The following is a 20,247-nucleotide window of genomic DNA, read 5'->3' on the forward strand; positions in this document are numbered from 1 at the left end:
TTGCTCCTGTCTGGCAAGCGATCAACCCTTCACGCTGCCCATGACAAGTCCTTTCATAAAGTACTTCTGCAAGAACGGATAGACCACTAGTACCGGCAATGCCGCCAGGAAAACTTGCGCCGCTTTGAACGTACGGTCGGATACTTCGCTCATATCCACCAGTTCATTGCTCGAGACCGCGTTAAGCTCCGGCGTAATAATAATCGTCTGCAAATAGCTTTGCAGCGGATAATTTTTCGGAGAATTCATATAGATCAGACCGTCGAACCAGGAATTCCAATGTTGAACCACCGTGAACAACGTAACTGTCGCGATCGCCGGCAACGAGAGCGGGCAGAAGATTTTCGCCAGAATCCGCCATTGCCCAGCTCCGTCGATCAATGCAGCCTCCTCAATCTCCTTTGGCAAATTGCGGAAGAAGTTCATAAGCAAAATAACATTGAAAACCGGAACGGCTCCTGGAAGTACGAGTGCCCAAATCTTATCGAGCAAATGCAGTTCCTTGATCGTCATATACGTCGGAATCAAGCCGCCGCTGAATAACATGGTGACGATGAAAAACCAAGCATAGATGTGCCGTGTTCTAAAGGAAGTCCGTTCCTTAGAAAGCGGATATGCCGTTAAGATCGTCAGCAGCATGCTGATGGTATAGCCAATCGCAACCCGCTTCAGCGAGATCAAGAACCCAGTCAGAAATTCAGGCTTCGAGAGCACGTATTTATAAGAAGCGATGGTAAAATCGACTGGCCACATTTTCACGTAGCCGGCAGCTGCCGCTGCTTTCGAACTAAACGAAATCGCCAGCACGTTTATAAGCGGCAAAATGCACAGCAGAGCAGCAAGGATCAATATGGCGTAATTGGCGACGAGAAATACTTTACGTCCCATCGTAGGTTTGTGCATTAGTTATCCCCCCTTAGAAAACCCGGTAACCAGCGTACTTGTTGGCAAGCTTATTGGACAATACGATCAGCACGAAGGAAATGACCGACTTGAACAGTCCGACTGCCGTTGCCACACCATACTGTGCATCCAAGAGTCCGATTCGATAGACAAACGTATCAATGATATCCCCTGTACTGTAAACCATCGGGCTATACAAGTTGAACACTTGCTCGAACCCTGCATTCAGCACGTTCCCCAGACTAAGTACGGTCATCAGTGTAATGATCGGCATCATCCCAGGCAACGTAACGTGCAGCGTCTGCTTCCAACGGCCCGCTCCATCGACGACTGCTGCTTCGTACAAGCTTTGATCGATGCCCGTGAGCGCAGCCAGATAAACGATTGTACCGTAACCAAAGTTTTTCCAGGTATCTGAAACCACGAGGGTAACCGGAAACCAATGTTCGTTACCGAGGAAGAAGATCGGCTTGATGCCGAAAAAACCGAGGAATTCATTGACTAAGCCGCTTGAAGGCGACAAAATGTCGATGAAAATGCCTCCGAGGATGACCCAGGACAGAAAGTGCGGGAAGTAAATGATCGTCTGTACCGTCCGCTTGAAAAAGGCTTTTGAAACTTCATTAAGCAGCAACGCGGCAATGATCGGTACGATCAAGCCCGCGATAATTTTCAACACGGCAATATACACGCTGTTCCATAAAACGCTTGTAAAGTTCGGCAAATCCAGCATGTAATTAAAGTTTTCGAGTCCGATCCATTTCGAATGAAAGATGCCCTTAGACGGTTGAAACTTTTGAAAAGCCATGACGATCCCAGCCATTGGCACGTAGCTGAACAGCAGCGTGAGGATGACACCCGGTAATAACATGATGTGCAGGGGAAACTCCTGCATTCTTTTCTTCCAAGACATGATGGCACCTCCTGTTTGCTAGAAAAAGATGGGGAAAGCCATTAAACGCTTTCCCCATCGCTCGATACCTGTTTGTTATCGAAGCGCGATTAGTTTACTGTTTGGCTGCCCATTCGTTGACTTCTTTGGTAATTTGCTCCCCGCCAAGGTTCTTCCAATCTTGAACGAACTTGTCGAAGGTGTCGATCGATTGTCCCATGATGATTTTGGTGAATACTTCTTCTTCCATTTTATTAAGGGAAGCCATCTTCTCGACCATCGTCGGTGTCGACCCGCCATAGAAGCTGTCGAGCTTATAGTTGTCATCCTTCACATACTGATCGATAACATCGAAGCTACTTGGCGAGCCGAAGATACGGTCTTGTCCCCAATTAGCCCGGTTACCCGCACGATAGTCAACAATCTTGTCGTAGTACGTTTTCTCCTCCGTCGACAGCGTGGATGGATCTTTCGTTTCCAAGGCCTTCAATACGTTATGGTGCGCGTTCAGGTTTTTCATTGCCGGCTCGGCTCCGATGAAGTTATACAAATATACTGCGATACCGCTTGCACTGAACCCGAAGCCCGTATCTGCCGGAGCGTCAGGAGCGTAGCCTTGCATGCTGAAGTTGAGCAATTTCATAATGGCTTCTGGATGCTTGGACTGTTTGCTGACCGCGTAATAAAGCTGTACTGGCACTTTGCCCATCGGCGTCGCCTTCACTTCATCAGCGGACACGATTGAGAATGCCTTCCATTCAGCATTGGGGTCATTCGTTACGTTGTCCTGGATAATAGAGCCCGGCGAGGACATGCCGCCGTAGAACATGCCAAGTTTGCCGCTGACAACCGATTCAGTCACTTTGGCGCGGTCCTTGACACCAAATTCAACATCCAGAAGTCCGTTTTTATACATATCCTGCAGGAACTGCAAGCCTGCCTTGGTACCCGGTTGAATGCTGCCGTATTCGAGTTTTCCGGAGTCATCCGTTACCCATTTCTGTGGATAGGCATGGAAGCCGGCGAAGAAGCCCGCAGTACCGAAATGGTTATCCGTCAGAAATGTTTTCGTCAATCCGAGACCGATCGTATCGGCTTTGCCATTACCGTCCGGATCTTGCGTGACGAAGGCTTTTGCAATATTCTCGACATCCTGCATGGTCTTGGGTTCGGACAGATTCAGCTTTTTCAGCCAATCCGTCCGGATATGCAGGATCGGAAGGCCGTCTACCGCCGAAGCCGTCTTCGGAATAGCCATCAATTTACCGTTGATTTTTGCCGTATCGAAGGCCTTTTGGTCCTGTTGCAGAATTTCCTTAGTAGTTGACGATGCATATTGTTCGTAGAGGTCCGTCAAATCATAAAGCATGTCGTTGTCGGCCAAATCCGTCAGTTGCTTATTCGTCAGCCACATAATGTCCGGCAAATCGCCAGATGCGATCGATACGTTCATCTTCTGTTCGAACTGCTCGATCGGAACCGTCCATTTGTATTTGAGGTTGATTCCAAGATCATTCAAGTAAGCCTTCGTATAAATGTTGCTGTCGATAGTATCGCCGTTTTCATACTTATACGAAGCCTCTGTATACCGCCAAGCCGTAACATCGATAGGTGTTTCGTATTTAGCCGTGATATCCAATTTCGGTTCAGCAGTAGCAGTGGCGGCAGGCTGGTTCGAAGGAGCCGTGGTTCCTTTTGACTCATCCTTCTTGTCGCTGGATCCGCATGCTGATAACACAAGCACGCCTGCCATTGTCAACGCAACGGCCATATTGGTTTTGCGTTTAATACTCATCGTTCGTCCCCCTGAGTGTTAGTGATGTTCTTGTTACAATTTAATGATAGCGCTTACCGCCAAGGGACAACAATATTCATGAGTTGACATTCCGATCAGGCGTTTACTTGTTTGCCAGCGACACCCGGTAATCTTGAGGAGTCATTTGGGTAGCCTTTCGGAACGAACGGGTAAAATTCGTCGCGGTGCCGTAACCGAGCCGGTCAGCGACTTCCTGTATTTTCAGATTGGGATCCTCCAATAGCCGCTTTGCCCTTGTCAGGCGGACTTCCGCGATATATTCGGACAAGTTGATTCCGGTCACCTGCTTAAACAATCTGGACAAGTAGGAGGGATTGAAATAAGCCAGATCCGCCAGCCTGACTAGGGAAATCTCATTGGGATCGTGCAGGTGATTCTGGATGTGCATTTGAATGGTCGAGACGACCGAGTTCGCTCGCCGTTCCTCTTCTTGGTTCTGCAAATGAAACAGGACGTCTCCGACCTTGACTAAATAAGCAATCGCGGCCGGCCACGATTCATGTTCGGCAGGACGCATCAGCTTGCGAAGCCCTATTGCCGCATTCGCCTCTTCCGACAGCTGCCACCGATTCATATACGAGAGGAGAACCATCGCAATGGAATAGTACAACTCTTGTGCTTGCATGTGGTGCATTGAATTCAGTTCTCGAAGCCCGGCAGTGGCTTCGTTCAGCATTTTATGAAAATCATCTTTCCTGCCATTCTCAAGCCCTTCGGTAAGCAAGTCCAGCACAGCCGGCCGAACGCGCAGTTTGTTCGAAATCGGGTTCTCCATATTCCGGTCTCGTCTTGCCGCATGTTTATCGAGAAGCAGCCCATGTGATCGGCCGATGCGATAGTTCATCAACGTATGAAGTTGAGCGAATCGTTCCGCAGAATCCGGCCAAGCCACAGGGTCGTCGTCCAGCACAAGAGACAGCTCCAAACCTGACGATTCCTTGCAGGCCGCCTGCACCAGCTCCAGACTGCCCTTGAGAAACGTCAATAGCCTGGACCATGCAACCTGTCCCGGCACCGGGTCATCTTCGCTTGCTTGTAGCGGTTGAAGCAACCAGACGAGGTCATATTGTTCATGGACAAAATCGACAATCGCAGCGTGCGATGCCAAATAAGAACGGGCGACGGCACTAACGCGATAGAGCCGATTGATTTTATCGGAATACGTAGAACAATCGGATAAACGATTCACTCTGCCGAGCAAAAGCAGCACAGGATCTCCCGCGCAGAGCGGAATATCCAGGTTTGTAAACTGCTGCCGGTTCACTTCTCCGGTATCGATACGACCGTTCAGCACCCCATACAAAAAATCTTTGCGCAGCAATTCCTTCGCCTTCTCGGATTGTTCCCGGGCTCGCACCAGCAGCGCCTCTGCACGCCACTCCGCCTCGATATCGGAAATAGCCCGGGCGACGGTTTCGATCACTTTGTCGTAGCCCTCGGTTTTCAACAGATAGTTGACGCAATCGTTTTGAATCGCCGAGTACACGTACGAGAATTCATGGTAGCCAGTCAGGAAGATGACGCGGCACTTGGGCCACATGGTCCGGATATTCTGCAGCAGCTCCAACCCGTCCATCTCCGGCATTCGAATGTCGGTCAACACGATGTCGAAACGCGTCTTTTCGAACAGCTTGATCGCTTCATATCCCGAATAGGCTTTATATACGTCCAGCTCAAGATCCGGCACGCCTTGCAGCACTTCGGACAATCCATCGGCAATAATCGCCTCGTCATCAACAACAAGCAACCGGTACATTTTTTAACCCCTTCCTTCCGAAGTTTCGATTGTAATCGTAACCCTCACGCCGCCCCATTCACTTCGTGACAATACAAGGCCGCTGCCAGATCCGAATTTCAAACGGAGCCGTTGGTGGATGTTGATCAAACCGGTGGTTTCAATTTCAGGTTTCTCGAAATCGTGGTTGATGCGTTCGAGCTCTTCGTCGTCGATCGGTTCACCGTTATCTTCCACGATCAGATAAAGCCGACTATCTTCCTTCTCGAATTGAACGTTTAACTGGCCGCCTGTCGCTTTCCGCTCCAAACCATGCTCGAAGGCATTCTCGATCAACGGCTGCAGAATGAGTCTCGGCACCATCACATGTCCCGTATTTTCAGGCAATTCGCCGAACGAGACCGTAACGCGATTTGCGAACCGAAGCCCCTGAATTTCCGCATAGACCTTTGCATGCTGAACTTCTTTGCTGATCAGTACTTCGTCGGAATGGCTGCGCGTCATAAACTGGAAATACTCGCTGAGTTGATTGGCGAACCGTTCCACCTGATCATAGTCACCAAGACGAGTCATCGTTTTTAAAATAAAGAAACTGTTGTACAAAAAATGGGGATTGATCTGGGATTGCAGTTGCTTGAGCTCCGCCTTCTGCGTCAGAATCTGCTGCATGTAAACCTGATCGATCAACGATTTGATGTTGTCGATCATCGCATTGAATCGGGTATAAATATATTGAAATTCGTCCCGGCTTTCGTGCCGGATTTGCGCGCTGACATCGCCAAGCTCCACCTTGCGGAATGCTTTGACCAAACGGTCAAGGGGTTTGTGGATATATTTGTACACGAACAGCGAATAGAGGAGAATGATGGCCAGCGAGACCACTGCGAACAGCAGAAACCAATTCCTGTACTTTTCCAACGGCTGAAATACGGCTCGTTCGGGCACATACTTGATCAACATGGCTCCGAAGAAGCTTGATGACATGTTGACGGTCAAGTAACGTTGACCATCGACTCGGATAACCCGAGACGCAACGCTCCCCCCCTTCCCTTGAACGATCTGCTGCACGATTTTATCGTTCAGATCGGTATCCAAACTCGTCGCAATCTTTGTGAACTGTGTGCTGCTGAAGACCAGCCCCTCCTCCGGCAAGGTTCGCATGGCATATAGAGCATCCCGCAGCTTATCCAAGGATAACTTGATAGCGACAATCACGATCGGCTCGCGTTTACTTCCGGGCAACAGGTAAGGATAGGCGGAAACCATATACATGCTGTCACGGACGTTGACCACTTGCGCTTCGCCTAAAGCCGGAAGATTCATGAGATCAACGTACATGCCGCGGTCGAAATCCGACACGCTTAAGGCGGAGATATCTTTTGAAATGGCCGGAATATACGCATGCACTTCTTCAATGTAAGCGCTGCTATTTCGAATCGCATTGAGCCGCTGCTGCAGAGCTAATATCTTCTCTACCTTATCAATCGCGGTAAGAGATTCCGGAATGGCTGCAAGCGCATTCAAATTATCGTCGCTTAAACTGTCTAGTTGCAAATCCTGAATACGGCTGAATTCGTTCTCCAACCCGGTGAAATACTGGGATACTTGCGAAGTCATCGAATTGGATATTTCCGTTTGCAGCGTTTCGATTCCCCAGTTGTAGATCACCATCGCCAAAATATAAAGCGGTAAAAGAATGCAGATGAACGATAAAATGAGCCGATTAAGAACCATCTTCTTCCATGGGTTTCTGATCATCTTCATGAAGTGTTCCTCCCACGATCGTGATACGTACGTTTCTATCAAATCATACCATGACGATCCAATCGCACCCGTATCATGTATGACAGAATTGACAAAATGGAATAGCCTTAGGCCGATGGGAGTCGAGCTAAGGCTGATTGATAAATAGTTGGAATCTTCCATTTGGGCTTGTATAAACGTATTAATAAACCAGTCGTTGGGATATTTCGAGTCTCTACACCAGCTCCAGCTTTCCATTCCGCTCCTGGAGTTCAATAAAGACCGGCCTCTCATCCGGTGAGTGATTGGGAGTGTGCAGCGCCAATATGAGCTTCCCCTCGAAAGTGCGGAAAATCATGCCATGGCCCCCGTCGCTGGCATAGAGCGGGGCAGGCTCCTGGAGCCAAGGGCCAAGGATGCTCCCTGTGGCGGAACGGGCAATGCTCTGGGCATACTGGCCTTGCAGGAAGCTAGACCACAGAAGCAGCAGAGATCCGTCCTGGCAGCAGTAAGCAAATGGTCCGTCGGTAACATAGCCGACTCCGTTCTTGGCTGACTTTACCGGCTCTACCCAGACTGCATCTCGGGCTGCGAACAGCTCTACCGGCTCTCCCAAGGCCCTGTCCAGCTCCGGTGAAAGCTTCACGGCGCACACCGTACCGTTACCAATCTGCACCCACTCGTGGCAAAAAACCATCCAGGGCGTCCCATCCTGCTCCACCCACAATGTACCGTCCAGGCACTCCCAATCCCGGGGAGTCACCGGACCGTCGCTGTGGGGCAGGAAAGGACCGAGAGGATGATCGGCGGCGAGAATTTGCGTGCCTCTGCATACCCCTTCGGCTTTGAAAGTGGCGAACATGTAATATCTGCCTTTGTACGGATGTACCTCAGGCGCCCAATAATTGATGTCCGACCAGAATCCGGCCGGCGGACGAAAGGCGGGAAAAGGCCCTTCCCATTCTTTCAGATCCCTGCTCCGGTAAACATCGAAACCGATGGCTTTGCTCTTCCAGATGTCGGGATCGGTCGACCCGTATAAATAATAATAGCCATCCTTGTCTTCCCGAAGCACGAAGGGATCGCGCATCTGGATCTGTTCCTTGCTAAGCATCGCGCCATCCCTCCTTATCCCCGTTTCCCTCTCCATCCGGGCAAACGGTATTCGATTTAAGCTCAACTGATATAGCTTGCCTGTCGACGCCAGCCGCTTCCCATGCTGGATAAAACCTCATTCCGAGGCTGGGAACACGATGCCGGGCGCCGCCTCTGCTGTGAACGCTCCATTTTGGTAACGCAATACTTCGTTGCCGGAAACCCGAAACTGAATCTCCCCCTGGACGCGTTTCACTGCGCCGCTGACCGAACGGACCGACATGCCCACGACCTTGCTCAGGTTGCCCAAACGGTCCGTCACGATGCGGATGCCGGAAGGAAAGCGATATAATAGAGCGCCGTCCCGGTACACAAAACACTGATCACGGGTATTGCACAATTCAAACACCCGGCCGTCCACCATCCGGCTGTAAGCCGTCTCGTCCGCCAGCTTCACTCCATGGTCCCGTGTTTGCGGCAGCAAACCGGTAAACCATAACTCGCCTTCCGGCGTCGGCATAATTCCGCTCAACCGTTCAATGAAATCCAGGAGGCAGAGAATGGCCGGGGAATACGCTTCGGTATACCCTTCCTTTCCTGTCCAAGGGCTCAAAACTTGCCCGAAACGGGTCATCTGCGACATCGCCGACAGAATCGGCTGCATCACCCACGTCAGCTCGACGTGGCGGCCATACTTTTCAAAGGCATGGGGAGCCCGAATCAAACTCAAGAAATTGACCGCCCCGCCCCAGGTATTGTAATCGGAAAAGGGGTCGAAGCGCGGATCGTCCATGGCGACAGACGTAAAGGGATACTTGGCGAAAAGCTTGCGGGTATTCAGCAAATAGCGGGAAAGACTGGCGGCGAACAGCGCGTCATCCCCCGCTTCGCAGGCCAACACCCGCAAAAGGGTGTCGGTCTGAATACGGTTGAACCGGCCGCGGTTGTCCACGTCATAGAAAAAGCCGTCAACTTCGTCGAAACAATGGGCATACAGGTGGGCCAACGTTATCGCCGCTTTTTCCTCCCAAACGCGAGCCTGCTCCTCCATACCCAATTCCCCTGCCATTCGCGACAAATAGAGCCTGCTGCAATAAACGCTGGCCGTCAGATCAGGGGCGAGATAAGGCAGGAGCGGCGAGTCGGGATCATAGCTGGCAGGATCATCCCGGTACGGCGTATCGGGTACATGCCAGAACCGCGGCGACATATCGTGGCCGGTATCGAAGGTACAGAAGGCCTCGATACAGCCGGTACCGCGGGTATTGCGGTGCCGGTGGAGCCAATCGTCGTATCGGGCAAAAGCCTCATACATCGTTTGCAAAAAGGCCGTCTTCCCTCCGGCAAGCCGATAGTGATTCCACACGCTTCTGGCCGGCGGCGTGACCAGTTGAATTTGCTTGAAAGCGGGACCGTCCGCTGTCACCTTGTACGGAATCAAACCGTCCGCACGCTGAAACCGAGCGAATGGCTCAAAGGTCCGGCCCGCCGTCTCCGGACAGAAACGGGAGAGGATTTCAGCATTGATCGTTCCCGTGCTTTCCAGCCAGCATCCGTGATAGACGCCACCTTCCTGCAGAAAGAGACCTCCCTCACTGTCCGGTTTGACGCAATCCGCCAATCTTCTGACAGCGGCATCGTATACCTTTTCCAACGTATCCGGAGAAGCGGAGAAATGGACGCCGGAAGCGGCAAACTCCTCATGAAGAGGATGTACGCCTTCTATGCCGTTTCCCTTTGCCAAATCCACTACCGTCTTCGACCGCAACTTTTCCATTATCGTACTCACTGCCATCACTCCAACGGCTTATTAATGAAACTTCACCAGGTCCTTGATCTTCACCGGTTGGCCAGTGCGGATGGCCCGGTTGGCGGCAATACCCGTCAGGATCGAGCGGGCGCCGTCAATATGGTTGGCAGCCCGGTGGAACCGATCTTCAGCCGGTGTTCCGAAGATGTCATTCAGCAGCACGGGGTCACCGCCGCCGTGGCCGCCTTCTCCTTCACTGATTTCGATTTCCACCGGAGGCTTCCACATCGGGAACAGGATGATACGCTTGTCCTTGAGGGCGCCTTCCAGCGATTTGTCACCGCCGGAGTTGACGTAGGACTGCTCAACAATGGTCATTTCCAGCCGCCCCTTCGTTCCGTTGAAGGCAATGCGGTAACCTTCCCACGGCATGTAGGCGTTTAAGGAATAGGTCAGAATCGCTTTGTTCTTGTAGCGGACGATGACGCCCATCGTATCTTCAATATTGATGCCGTCGCCGAACACGCTTTGGTCCCGGCGGTAGCCATCTTCATGCTCGGCATCCAGATACATCGCCTTCAGATGCTCGTTATCGTCCAGATGCAGGGCGAAGGGATCTTCCTTGGCATAGGAATTGCCCGTAGCCCGCTCATAAAACTGCGTCACACCCCGCTGTTCCGCGTTTTCCCTGCCGTAAAAGAGCAGATCCCCGTATGCGAACACTTCTTCCGGTTGGGAGCCGATCCAGAAGTTGACCAAATCGAAATGGTGGGTCGATTTATGTACTAGCAGCCCGCCGCTGTTGCGCTTGTCCCGATGCCATCTACGGAAATAGTCAGCGCCATGCATCGTATTAAGTAGCCATTCAAAATGGACGGAAGTCACCTGGCCGATGGAGCCCTCCATGATTAATTCCCGCGCTTTCGTATGATGCGGGGCATAGCGGTAATTGAAGGTCACCCGCACGTTGCGGCCTGTCCGCTCCACGGCGTCAAGGATTTCCTGGCATTTGGCCTCGTCCACGGTCATGGGCTTCTCCGTAATGACATCGCAGCCCAGTTCCATCGCGCGAATGATATAGCGGTGATGGGTCCGGTCCACGCTGGTGACGATGACGGCATCAGGCTGCTCCGCTGCGATCATCGCATCGAAGTCCTCTGTTTTATAGGTCGCCACTTTGGGATAGTGATACTTCTCTTCCAGAAGTTTGTTGGCGTAGTCCATGCGCGTTTGGTTGATATCGCAGAACGCCGTCAGCTCCGATGTTTCATGATAGGTGGACGCAATCGCCCCGTAAAAAAACTCCGCTCTGCCACCAGAGCCGACTAAAACGTATTTTTTCTTCGCCATCGTCTGTTCACTCCTCACATATTGAAGCACAACCCCATCATAGGACAAAATAAATCTTTTGAAATGGTCTTTTTTGCTATAATGGTGGTATTCATGATCTATTTTGTGGTGAGGTGATCATTCAGGCTTATGCAATTGAAGGAGAAAGAAATCGTTGCGTTTGAATTTGCCGACCCGGCAGGCGACTTTTATATCCAGCAAGTGACGCGAACCGCTTCATTGGGGCAGTTCAACCACTACCATGATGCTTACGAAATCTATTACCTGTTCTCGGGGAGACGTTATTATTTCATCAAGGACGACACGTACCCCATGGCTCCTGGTGATCTCGTCTTTATCAACAAAAAGGATGTGCATCAGACCTCGGACCTCGGACATCCCCAGCATGAACGGTTGGTCATGAATTTCACCGATGCTTTTCTCGGGTTCGGGCATCCCCTGTTCAAGCCGGACCTGATGCAGGTTTTTCAGCGCAAAAGCAGCCTTTACCGGCTGAAGCCCCAGGAACAGCAAGCGGTGGAGGAGTTGTTCCGCAGGTTGGCGGAAGAGATTCGCCTGCGGGAGGAAGGATTCGAACTTTCGATTCGCCTATTGGTCTCGCAGTTGCTGCTGTTGGCCTACCGAAAGGGCGAGACGGAGATGTCGCTGGCCGACGACCCCATGAGTCCGACCCACAGGCGCATTGCCGAAGTCGTCCAGTATATCGGGGCTCACTATCAGGAGAGGCTCCCCCTCTCCGATCTGGCTCGGCAATTTCATCTCAGCCCCTCCTACTTGAGCCGCACCTTCAAAAAGGTGACCGGTTTCACTGTCGTCGGCTACCAAAACCTAACCCGCATCCGAGAAGCCCAGATCATGCTTCAACAGACTGATACCAAGGTGGCGGATATCGCCCTCACCGTCGGGTTCGAGCAGTTCGCCCATTTCAACCGCACCTTTCGTCGCATCGCTGGCACAACCCCCAGCCGGTACCGGAGTTGGCGTAGGGGCGATGTGTAAACGTACATGAAAATTCATCCTTCCTTCCACGATCCCGGCTTCCGTCAACAGGAAGAGCTTATCCGCGGAGAAAAGAATAACCTCCCCGTTTAATCGAGGAGGCTGTTTCACAATCATTTATCCTACCATTTTGAGTTGCCGGAGTTGTTGTGGTGCCCTCCGCAGTGGACGGCCGCGACGCCAATTCGGATTGCCGGAACAGCGCCGCCCCCAGCATACCCGTGGAATGCAGCGCGTCCAACACCGTTTTGGACAACATCCCGGAGCCGGGCAAGAGCCTATCCTTTCTCTTCCGCAACATGGAAAACGTCAGCACATAACCAAAAGAAAAAAATTACTCCCCTGCGCTCACCGGCATTTTCACCAACATATTCTCCGCCAGCCTGTAGTACGCCGTGCTCTTGTCTTGTCCGATCCGTCCAACAGCAAATAACGGCATAGCCACCTCTTTTTGCAGCATGGCAAACCACTTTGCCCCATCCTTTTGTGTCCCAGCCAAAGCGTCCACTACGGAGAAAAGAGTCTGCAAGGTGCCGCCCTGCCCTTTAATAATGGACAGATCTGACCGATCCACGAACAACCCTGGATTTTCCAGAATGATTTCATCCGTCCCATCATGGTCCATATCGATAAAAGTCGCATTCCCCCAAGTTTCAAAACCAAGCCACTGATCCGCTTGAGAATCGTATACGATCATCTTTTTTAAACCCGGATTCACGGACACCATCTCGATGCTTCCCGGAAAGTATAGCCCCTTTGCTCCATTGGGAATATATTCGTTAAAGCGTGTAATTCCTACAGGCGGGTTCCCGTTCGAAGTACTGAGAAACGCATCGCCATACACATCCGATATAAGATAGGTCTTTTCCCGCCATGAAAGCACGGCCGAATAGCGCGAGGTTTGGCGTGTAATGGTTGTATCCTGCTTTTCCTGTTCCCGATAGATCGTTAACGTAACAGGTTGCTCTTCCACCTTGCCGAAAGCAAGCTCTCCGAGCTTTACCCATTCCGCGGACGCTTTACCGGGAGTCAACGCTTCCAAGGCTAAAGGTTTATAATCGAACATCACCGTATCCGGATATCCCGTTTGATCCTGACCCGCCTTTGGCTCACCTGTCGGACCGCTGCCGCCGCTGGATGACTCTTGCGGCGTGCTATCCAAGCTTAATACATCCTTCCGACCGCCGCCGAAAAGATCGCAGCCTGCCCCAACAAACCCAATGACAAGAAAAATCAGGAGGGGGATCATCATCTTTTTCATAAACGTTGCGTCACTCTTTCCGTTTCATTACCCATTGTCCCAGAAATCGCCGCGATTTTTTCCACGAATATCGGCCCATTTCCCTGCATTCTATGATACAGTATGTACTTGTGGGGAAAAAGCCCCATCGCGGTTCGTAACCATCCCGCGTTATCAAAACTAAGGGAGAGATTTATCATGTTCAATTTTTGGTGGGGTTTGTTTTTTGTCATTGTCAATTTTGTCCTGTTTCTCGCCTGCTACCGCCTGTTCGGCATCCGCGGGCTCTACACCTGGATCGGTCTCGCCACCGTGCTGGCCAACATCCAAGTGGTGAAAACCATCGAAGTCATGGGGATCGTCATGACGTTGGGGAATACGATTTACGCCTCCATCTACATGACCACCGATTCGATGAACGAGCGCTACGGCACGAAGGAAGCTCGAAAAGCGGTGTGGTACGGCTTCTTTTGCCTATTGACCGCGACGGTGCTGATGCAAATGGTGCTGCACTTCCGCCCCGAGCCCAGCGATATCGCCCAAGGGCCCTTTGAAACCATCTTCGGTTTGATGCCACGGATCGCCGCCGGGAGTATTTGCGCGTTTCTGGTGAGCCAGCTTTTAGACGTGTTTCTGTTTTCCAAAATCAAACGGAAGTTTGCCGCGCGCAATCAGTTTTGGATCCGCATCAACGGAAGCACCATCGTCAGCCAGTTTATCGATACGCTGATCTTTTGCTCCATCGCCTTCCTCGGCGTGCACACATTCGATGTATGGATTCAAATTTTCCTGACGACATATGTCATGAAGTTTATTATATCCGTCGCCTCGACGCCGGTGCTATATATCGCCCGGACGTTTCCGAAAGAAACCGACGCTGAGCTGGCGCCGGGACGAAGCTAAGTCCAATAGACGCGGTGAACGGGTACCGATAGGAAAATGAGCGGTTTTGAAGCCTGATTGGCTTCAGGGCCGCTTTTTCATTTACCAGCTCCCTCCCTTTACTCCGTCTGCCACTCGGCGGGCAGCAGTGCCCGGTACTTCGGTTCCCGAAACCGGTCATCCACCAGCACAAGCACCCCTCGGTCCTCCTCCGTGCGAATCAACCGGCCTCCCGCTTGTAAGACTTTATTCATGCCCGGGTAAACGTAAGCGTAGTCGAAGCCGTTTTTGCCGGACTCGTCGAAATAACGCCGCAATATCTCCCGCTCCGGCCCCACTTGGGGCAGCCCCACGCCAACCACCACTACACCGGTCAGCCGGTCCCCCTTGAGGTCGATGCCCTCCGAGAATATCCCGCCCATCACCGCAAATCCCACCAGCGTTTCCTTGCCATGGTCCTGAAAAGCCCCGAGAAACTCTTCCCGTTCCTCCTCGGACATGTTCACTTGTTGCACGAGCACCCGCCCCGGCGTCTCCCTCTGGGCAAACACCTCATAGACGCCCGTCATAAACGCATAAGAGGGGAAAAACACGAGATAGTTTCCCGGCCTTTCTTCGGCTAGTCGGTGGATCAGTTCCGCCAGCGGTTCGACAGCCGCCTCCCTGTCCCGGTAGCGGGTGGACAACGGCTTGACGATCACCTCCAATTGCTCCCGGTGAAAAGGCGAAGGTACCGCGATGCTGTAATCCTCCCTTTCCCCGCCTAGCATATCGGTATAATACCCGAGGGGCGACAAGGTAGCGGAAAAGAACACATGCGACCGGTAACCCTTCCCCATCTGGCGGAGTAAAAAGGACGGGTCTAGGCAACTCAGCTTATGAACGGCTGCACCGCTGGAGATTTCCAAGTGCGCAACATAGCGTTCGTCAAACCATTCCGCTGTACGCACAAAGTTTTGGGCGGCAAAAAAAGTATCCAGCAGCAGGTTCCGTTCCTCCGCTTCTTCGGAAGACGAGGGCGCTCCAGCTTGGCCGGCCAGCTCCTTCTCCGCTTCCAGGAGAAAAGCTGCACTTAGCTCGACCAATTCCTCCGGCAGCTCCTTGCGGACGGAGCGCAGACCAGCTTGGCCTTCGTCAAACCCATCAGCTGCAGCTTTTCCCGCCTCCAGCGCCTTTCGCCGGGCGATGAAGTCCCCATTCACGGCGGAAGCGGCGGCGGACAGCCCCGGATTGCGCTTCTTGTACGCCCGCTTTAACTGTAAAAACGCCCGCTTGTCCAGCTCTGCCGAATACATGCTGCGAGCCCGGTCCACCAAGTTGTGGGCTTCGTCTACTAGCAAGACGGTTTTCCGCTTTTGCTCCTCCAGCTGGCGTTTCAACGAAATGCGCGGATCGAACACATAATTGTAGTCACAAATGACGGCATCCGCAGCATAGGCCGCATCCAAAGACAGCTCAAAGGGGCAGACTCTATGTTTGCGGGCGCAGCGCTCCACCTCCTCACGGGTAATGCGGTTGTCCGTGGAGAGCAGCTCCAGCATCGCTTCATTGATCCGGTCAAAGTGGCCTTCCGCATACTCGCACTTGTCCGGTGAACAGACAACCTCGTCCTTGAAACAAATTTTCTCTTTTGCCGTGATCGTCACCGTTCGAAACCGCAGCCCCCGCTTCTCCATCAGGCCAAAAGCTTCTTCCGCCGCCGTCCGCGTCGTCGTCCGAGCTGTTAAATAGAAGAGGCGTGACGATAGCCCAGCACCGATCGCTTTTACGGAGGGAAACAAGGTAGAGATCGTTTTTCCGATGCCTGTGGGAGCGCGAACAAAGAGCTTCCTGCCGTCCGTTATCGCTTTGTACACCGCTCCCGCCAGCTTTCGTTGACCGGGCCGGTAACCGGGATAAGGAAAAAGCAATTCACCGATGCTCGCATCCCGCTCCTTTTCATATTGCAGCTGCATCCGGGCAAACGGCTCGTAGGTTGCAAAGAGTCCGTCCACAAGCGCCGTTAAAGCAGCAATGTCCATTTGTCTCATAAAATGCTTCTGCTCGCCGGTATGGGCCTGCACATAGGTCAGCCGCAGTTTTATTCCCGGCAGATTTTGCCGTATGGCGTACATATACGCATAACAAGCGGCTTGCGCCCAGTGGACCGGATAGGTGTTCTCCTCGATGGCTGCCAAATCGCCGACCGTCGACTTGATCTCATCGATCATCATCCCGTCGGGAGTGGTTAGCAGGCCGTCGCACCGGCCTTCGAGTGAATACGTGATGTCGCCCCGGCAAAAAAACGCTGTCAGGTGTACCTCCTTTTGATCACTCTCGGCATACGTTTCCTGCACCATCCGGTGGATGCGCGCCCCTTCGTTTAGCTGAGCCATCGCCCCTACACTGAAGCCGCTAATGATGCTGCCGCTGCGGTGCGCGTATTCCGCCAACTGCCTCACCGATAGCCGTACCGCATCAGGATTTGCAGGCTGGGCAGCATTGGAGTCCTCCGCCGCTCGCAAGCTTTCCTCTTGTTCGGTGCCCGCCGCCGGCTCACCCTCCGGCCTCGTCAATATCCCCTTGTTATCCGCCGGGTCTGACATGCTATCCCTTCCTTTATCGCCGCACTTCGCCGTCCCGCACTTTCGCTGCAACAACGCCAGGCACTCTTTCCGTTCACACGCAAACATTCGTTCTGTTATCATACCATTTTTTCGGAAAATCAGCAGGGGATTTCCGCTATAATAGAAAAAAAGGAGGGATTCTCGTGGAGAAACCGTTAGCCGTTGTCACCGGCGCCAACTCGGGGATGGGCCTTGCCACTACGATAGAACTGGCAAAGCGCGGATACCGGGTCGTCATGGCGTGCCGACACGTCGGGCGCGGACAAGACGCCCTTGCCGAAGCGTTCAAACAAAGCAGCTCTGGGGATCTGGATTTAATGATATGCGATTTGGGCTCGCTTGCCGGCATCCGCAGCTTCGCAGCCGAATTCAACCGCAAGTACGATAAGGTAGATGTTTTGATCAACAATGCGGGAGTCGTTTCGATAAAACGCCAAGAGACTTCCGATGGCTTTGAGGCGATGATGGGTGTCAACCATTTGGGGCACTTTTTACTGACGAACCAGCTGCTTCCGAACCTCCAACGAGCGGAACAAGGACGCATCGTCGTCGTCTCATCCGGAGCCCACAAAATCGGGTCTATCCGGTTTGCCGACCCCTATTTCAATAAAGGATTTACTGTCTGGAACGGCTACGCCCAGTCAAAACTGGCGAATATCCTGTTTACGAAAGAACTGGCGAGAAGACTGCAGGATACGAAAGTTACAGTCAACTGCCTGCACCCGGGAGCCGTAGCCACCAGCATCGGCGTCGATCGAAAGACCGGCTTCGGCAAGCGCATCATGGGGATGACAAAAGCCTTTTTCCTCAGTCCCGCAGAAGGGGCGGACACCGCCATCTATCTGGGCACAAGCCCAGATGTACGCGGGGTGAGAGGCGAATATTTTTACAAGAGGAAGATCGCTCCAGTGTCCAAAAACGCAAAAGACCCTCAATTGGCGGCACAATTTTGGGCGTGGAGCGAGCATGAAGTGGGGCTCGATGAGTGACGAAGAAGGAAGGCCGGAACCTTTCAGGAAACCAGCGGTAGAGCACCGAAAGACCGGCACCGATTATGAGACTCTCGCCCATTGGCTCGATTCCAACCGAACCTACCCGCAGCTGTTTCCCTTTAATCAAAAAGCTACAGTCCACTAGGACCGTAGCTTTTTCGCATCTTCTATAGCATCCGTTCAACCGCGCCAATCGGAACTGCCTCCGTCGAAACTAGCTAGCTGCCAGTACAAAGAACGATTCCCAATCTACTCAACCCGGCCAAACGCCTTCAAGAATTTGACGTTCTCGATGATCAGCGTTCCCCGCCACCAGTTTGCGCTGATGGCAAACTCTTTTTCGTAGCCGCCCCAGTTCCAGGTTATGTCCCATACCCCGCTCGCGTCTCTCGTGTCCAACAGATAGTCGAGCTCTTTCTCCACGATCTCCTCGTTCCCATTGTAATAGGAACTGCCCGGGGATGAGATATAGACAGAGGGGCGCATGGTGTACTGGGGCCATTTTGCCGGATCGCGTTCGATTGCCTCATTCACACGGATCGCCAAGGCCTCCGCCAGAAATGTAGCATCAAACCGCTCGGACAACCCAGCCTGTCCAATATCGTCGAGAAACGTGCAGTACGCTTGCAGTTCATGAACTTCCAAGTGACCCTGCCGTCTCAGCTTGTCCACCATTTGATCCGCCAAGTCCAGCGCTTTCTCGTACACAACGGAAGATTCATCGGAGAAACGCAGGAGAAACCCGACCAAAATGGCTGTGGGATTAAAGCCCATCTCCGCATTGGCTGCCCCGCTGTATGACCACCAAGGGGCACACGGGTACTCGCTATTGGACGGAATGGTAAACGGCCACCCTTTATCCGTCGTATATTCGCCTCGTCCCAAAAAGTTCAGAATTCCCTGCGCCAGAGGATGACCGGTCTCCGAGAACCCGATTTCCTTTAACAATAGAACGGCAGTAGACGTCGTTAAAGGAGATGAGCTTGGGTTCCAGCTATCCGCCTCCAGCGCATGTCCAAAGCCGCCATCCTCGTTTTGGTAGGCCGATAAAGCCTGAAGCACCTCATCCCTGCTGCCGTTTTCGAAATGATACCGCCATCGGGCTAGATCGACCGGCCGCGCATTTCGGTACATCCAGGAACCGATTAGTTTGTAGGCTTTTGCATCCAGCTTCTTCTTCATCTCCCGCACCTGCCTCGCTTATTAGAGTTGTCTCCCATTAAACCATGGAAACCCATCCGCCGTATTGTAAAAAAACGACTTCCGACGCTGGCCTCTCCGAGCTTCGGTATTCATTGTTCAGGCGTTATGATGTTCAAGGCCCTTGCACGGGCTTGGGCGGGAGTGACGCCATGGAATTTTTTGAACTCGTGAAGCAGATGCGATTGGTCGGTGTAGCGGTATTTCACGACGGCTTCCTGCACATCGAACGTCTCAGAGCGAAGGACGTCCCGCCAAAGGGTCTGGAATCGCACCAAGGTGGAGAGCGTTTTGACGGAAATCCCGATGCGTCCGGCAAATAGGCGTTCCAGTTGCCTTTGGCTTACCCCCGTATACGCGCAAATTTCCTTTGCCGGCAGCGTTCCCCGCCCCTGCAGGATACGGTAAGCCGCATTGAAAACATCGGCGTTCATCCGATTTCCATTGAGCTTGGCCATAAGAAACGGCTCTACTAGCCGCGCCCGTTCCTGAAGCGTGTGCGCAGCGCTGAATCGCTCCATTAGTTGCGCCGTCCAGCCGTTGAAAAATGCATCTACCTCATCCGAGATGTTGCTGCTTCCCAAGAGCGTACGGCCAGCAAACAACTGGACGGCCCAAAAATGAAACCGGATACCGAAGATAGAGAGTCTTCCCGCCTGATCCGATCGACCGGTCGTAAACGGCTCGTCGTTCAATCCGCAAAAACAACTGCTCGCTTCTCCGGTCGTATGGTTGAAATTGAAAATAATGTCCATGCACGTATCCGGGATAACTAAGCCATGCCCAGCGGGAGCCGGTGACGTTTTTCTTCCTTCATTCTCATATGGCTCCGGCGAACCCCAGAAACAGACGATATATGGCTTCAGCGCATCGCAAGGCGAAATCTCGGAGTAAGCACGTGAGGACGAAAAGGGAGTCGCTATCAGCGGCCGGTATAACGAATTCAATTGGAACATGGGTTCACCATCCCTCGTAAAAGCGGAGCGGAAAGACGACTTCATCTTCCGCTCCGTATGGATGCTCAACTATTTTCCCGCTTAACAA

Annotated in this window: 16 protein-coding genes; 4 read left to right on the forward strand and 12 right to left on the reverse strand. The window is 52.5% G+C overall.

The features are described from left to right. Positions 1-21 precede the first annotated feature (21 nt). From TJ79_RS12800 to TJ79_RS12835, 8 genes are all read right to left on the reverse strand, one after another. Positions 22-903, reverse strand: coding sequence for a carbohydrate ABC transporter permease (locus TJ79_RS12800; RefSeq protein WP_040950709.1), 882 nt, complete (start codon positions 901-903; stop codon positions 22-24). Positions 904-916: 13 nt separating this feature from the next. Beyond that, on the reverse strand, positions 917-1,816 hold the full coding sequence (locus TJ79_RS12805; protein ID WP_040950710.1) for an ABC transporter permease: 900 nt from the start codon (positions 1,814-1,816) through the stop codon (positions 917-919). 94 nt (positions 1,817-1,910) lie between these two features. After that, complete coding sequence (locus TJ79_RS12810) at positions 1,911-3,590, reverse strand: extracellular solute-binding protein (protein WP_040950711.1); 1,680 nt, start codon at positions 3,588-3,590, stop codon at positions 1,911-1,913. 103 nt (positions 3,591-3,693) lie between these two features. After that, on the reverse strand, positions 3,694-5,367 hold the full coding sequence (locus TJ79_RS12815) for a response regulator transcription factor (RefSeq protein ID WP_040950712.1): 1,674 nt from the start codon (positions 5,365-5,367) through the stop codon (positions 3,694-3,696). 3 nt (positions 5,368-5,370) lie between these two features. Beyond that, a complete protein-coding gene (locus TJ79_RS12820) occupies positions 5,371-7,110 on the reverse strand; it encodes a sensor histidine kinase (protein WP_052339554.1) in 1,740 nt (579 codons plus the stop codon). 214 nt (positions 7,111-7,324) lie between these two features. Then, on the reverse strand, positions 7,325-8,203 hold the full coding sequence (locus tag TJ79_RS12825; protein ID WP_040950713.1) for a glycoside hydrolase family 43 protein: 879 nt from the start codon (positions 8,201-8,203) through the stop codon (positions 7,325-7,327). Positions 8,204-8,320: 117 nt separating this feature from the next. Then, positions 8,321-9,979, reverse strand: coding sequence for an MGH1-like glycoside hydrolase domain-containing protein (locus tag TJ79_RS12830; protein ID WP_040950714.1), 1,659 nt, complete (start codon positions 9,977-9,979; stop codon positions 8,321-8,323). A 15-nt stretch (positions 9,980-9,994) separates the two neighbouring features. Beyond that, positions 9,995-11,284, reverse strand: coding sequence for a Gfo/Idh/MocA family oxidoreductase (locus tag TJ79_RS12835; protein WP_040950715.1), 1,290 nt, complete (start codon positions 11,282-11,284; stop codon positions 9,995-9,997). A 129-nt stretch (positions 11,285-11,413) separates the two neighbouring features. On the opposite strand from TJ79_RS12835, the gene TJ79_RS12840 reads away from it, so the two are divergent. Both TJ79_RS12840 and TJ79_RS27225 read left to right on the forward strand, forming a co-directional pair. Next, positions 11,414-12,283 (forward strand): AraC family transcriptional regulator, encoded by an 870-nt coding sequence (locus tag TJ79_RS12840; RefSeq protein WP_052339555.1) that lies wholly within the window; start codon positions 11,414-11,416, stop codon positions 12,281-12,283. Positions 12,284-12,435: 152 nt separating this feature from the next. Then, positions 12,436-12,603 (forward strand): hypothetical protein, encoded by a 168-nt coding sequence (locus TJ79_RS27225; protein WP_162162954.1) that lies wholly within the window; start codon positions 12,436-12,438, stop codon positions 12,601-12,603. 14 nt (positions 12,604-12,617) lie between these two features. On the opposite strand, the gene TJ79_RS12845 is transcribed toward TJ79_RS27225, so the two are convergent. Then, positions 12,618-13,544 (reverse strand): hypothetical protein, encoded by a 927-nt coding sequence (locus TJ79_RS12845; RefSeq protein WP_040950716.1) that lies wholly within the window; start codon positions 13,542-13,544, stop codon positions 12,618-12,620. Positions 13,545-13,721: 177 nt separating this feature from the next. On the opposite strand from TJ79_RS12845, the gene TJ79_RS12850 reads away from it, so the two are divergent. After that, entirely contained in the window at positions 13,722-14,426 is a 705-nt protein-coding gene (locus TJ79_RS12850) for a queuosine precursor transporter (RefSeq protein ID WP_040950717.1), read from the forward strand. Between the two features lie 98 nt (positions 14,427-14,524). On the opposite strand, the gene TJ79_RS12855 is transcribed toward TJ79_RS12850, so the two are convergent. Beyond that, positions 14,525-17,077 carry an ATP-dependent DNA helicase gene (locus tag TJ79_RS12855; RefSeq protein WP_238322992.1) on the reverse strand — a complete coding sequence of 851 codons (2,553 nt, stop codon included), beginning with the start codon at positions 17,075-17,077 and terminating at the stop codon, positions 14,525-14,527. A 77-nt stretch (positions 17,078-17,154) separates the two neighbouring features. Between TJ79_RS12855 and TJ79_RS12860 the strand changes: the two genes are divergently transcribed. Further along, positions 17,155-18,000, forward strand: a complete 846-nt coding sequence (locus tag TJ79_RS12860; protein WP_040950718.1) for an SDR family oxidoreductase — start codon at positions 17,155-17,157, stop codon at positions 17,998-18,000. Positions 18,001-18,252: 252 nt separating this feature from the next. On the opposite strand, the gene TJ79_RS12865 is transcribed toward TJ79_RS12860, so the two are convergent. Both TJ79_RS12865 and TJ79_RS12870 read right to left on the reverse strand, forming a co-directional pair. Further along, positions 18,253-19,185 carry a hypothetical protein gene (locus TJ79_RS12865; protein WP_040950719.1) on the reverse strand — a complete coding sequence of 311 codons (933 nt, stop codon included), beginning with the start codon at positions 19,183-19,185 and terminating at the stop codon, positions 18,253-18,255. A gap of 110 nt (positions 19,186-19,295) precedes the next feature. Beyond that, positions 19,296-20,228, reverse strand: a complete 933-nt coding sequence (locus tag TJ79_RS12870; RefSeq protein WP_081756891.1) for a helix-turn-helix domain-containing protein — start codon at positions 20,226-20,228, stop codon at positions 19,296-19,298. Positions 20,229-20,247 lie beyond the last annotated feature (19 nt).

The organism is Gorillibacterium massiliense (assembly GCF_000455485.1).
Lineage (GTDB): Bacteria > Bacillota > Bacilli > Paenibacillales > NBRC-103111 > Gorillibacterium > Gorillibacterium massiliense.

Bases quoted from the DNA above. Each gene is read 5' to 3' on its own strand.
- TJ79_RS12815 (WP_040950712.1), bottom strand. From the start codon at position 5,367: ATGTACCGGTTGCTTGTTGTTGATGACGAGGCGATTATTGCCGATGGA.
- TJ79_RS12835 (WP_040950715.1), bottom strand. From the start codon at position 11,284: ATGGCGAAGAAAAAATACGTTTTAGTCGGCTCTGGTGGCAGAGCGGAG.
- TJ79_RS12865 (WP_040950719.1), bottom strand. From the start codon at position 19,185: ATGAAGAAGAAGCTGGATGCAAAAGCCTACAAACTAATCGGTTCCTGG.
- TJ79_RS12830 (WP_040950714.1), bottom strand. From the start codon at position 9,979: ATGGCAGTGAGTACGATAATGGAAAAGTTGCGGTCGAAGACGGTAGTG.
- TJ79_RS12800 (WP_040950709.1), bottom strand. From the start codon at position 903: ATGCACAAACCTACGATGGGACGTAAAGTATTTCTCGTCGCCAATTAC.
- TJ79_RS12855 (WP_238322992.1), bottom strand. From the start codon at position 17,077: ATGTTTGCGTGTGAACGGAAAGAGTGCCTGGCGTTGTTGCAGCGAAAG.
- TJ79_RS12805 (WP_040950710.1), bottom strand. From the start codon at position 1,816: ATGTCTTGGAAGAAAAGAATGCAGGAGTTTCCCCTGCACATCATGTTA.
- TJ79_RS12840 (WP_052339555.1), top strand. From the start codon at position 11,414: ATGCAATTGAAGGAGAAAGAAATCGTTGCGTTTGAATTTGCCGACCCG.
- TJ79_RS12845 (WP_040950716.1), bottom strand. From the start codon at position 13,544: ATGAAAAAGATGATGATCCCCCTCCTGATTTTTCTTGTCATTGGGTTT.
- TJ79_RS12825 (WP_040950713.1), bottom strand. From the start codon at position 8,203: ATGCTTAGCAAGGAACAGATCCAGATGCGCGATCCCTTCGTGCTTCGG.
- TJ79_RS12850 (WP_040950717.1), top strand. From the start codon at position 13,722: ATGTTCAATTTTTGGTGGGGTTTGTTTTTTGTCATTGTCAATTTTGTC.
- TJ79_RS12810 (WP_040950711.1), bottom strand. From the start codon at position 3,590: ATGAGTATTAAACGCAAAACCAATATGGCCGTTGCGTTGACAATGGCA.
- TJ79_RS12820 (WP_052339554.1), bottom strand. From the start codon at position 7,110: ATGAAGATGATCAGAAACCCATGGAAGAAGATGGTTCTTAATCGGCTC.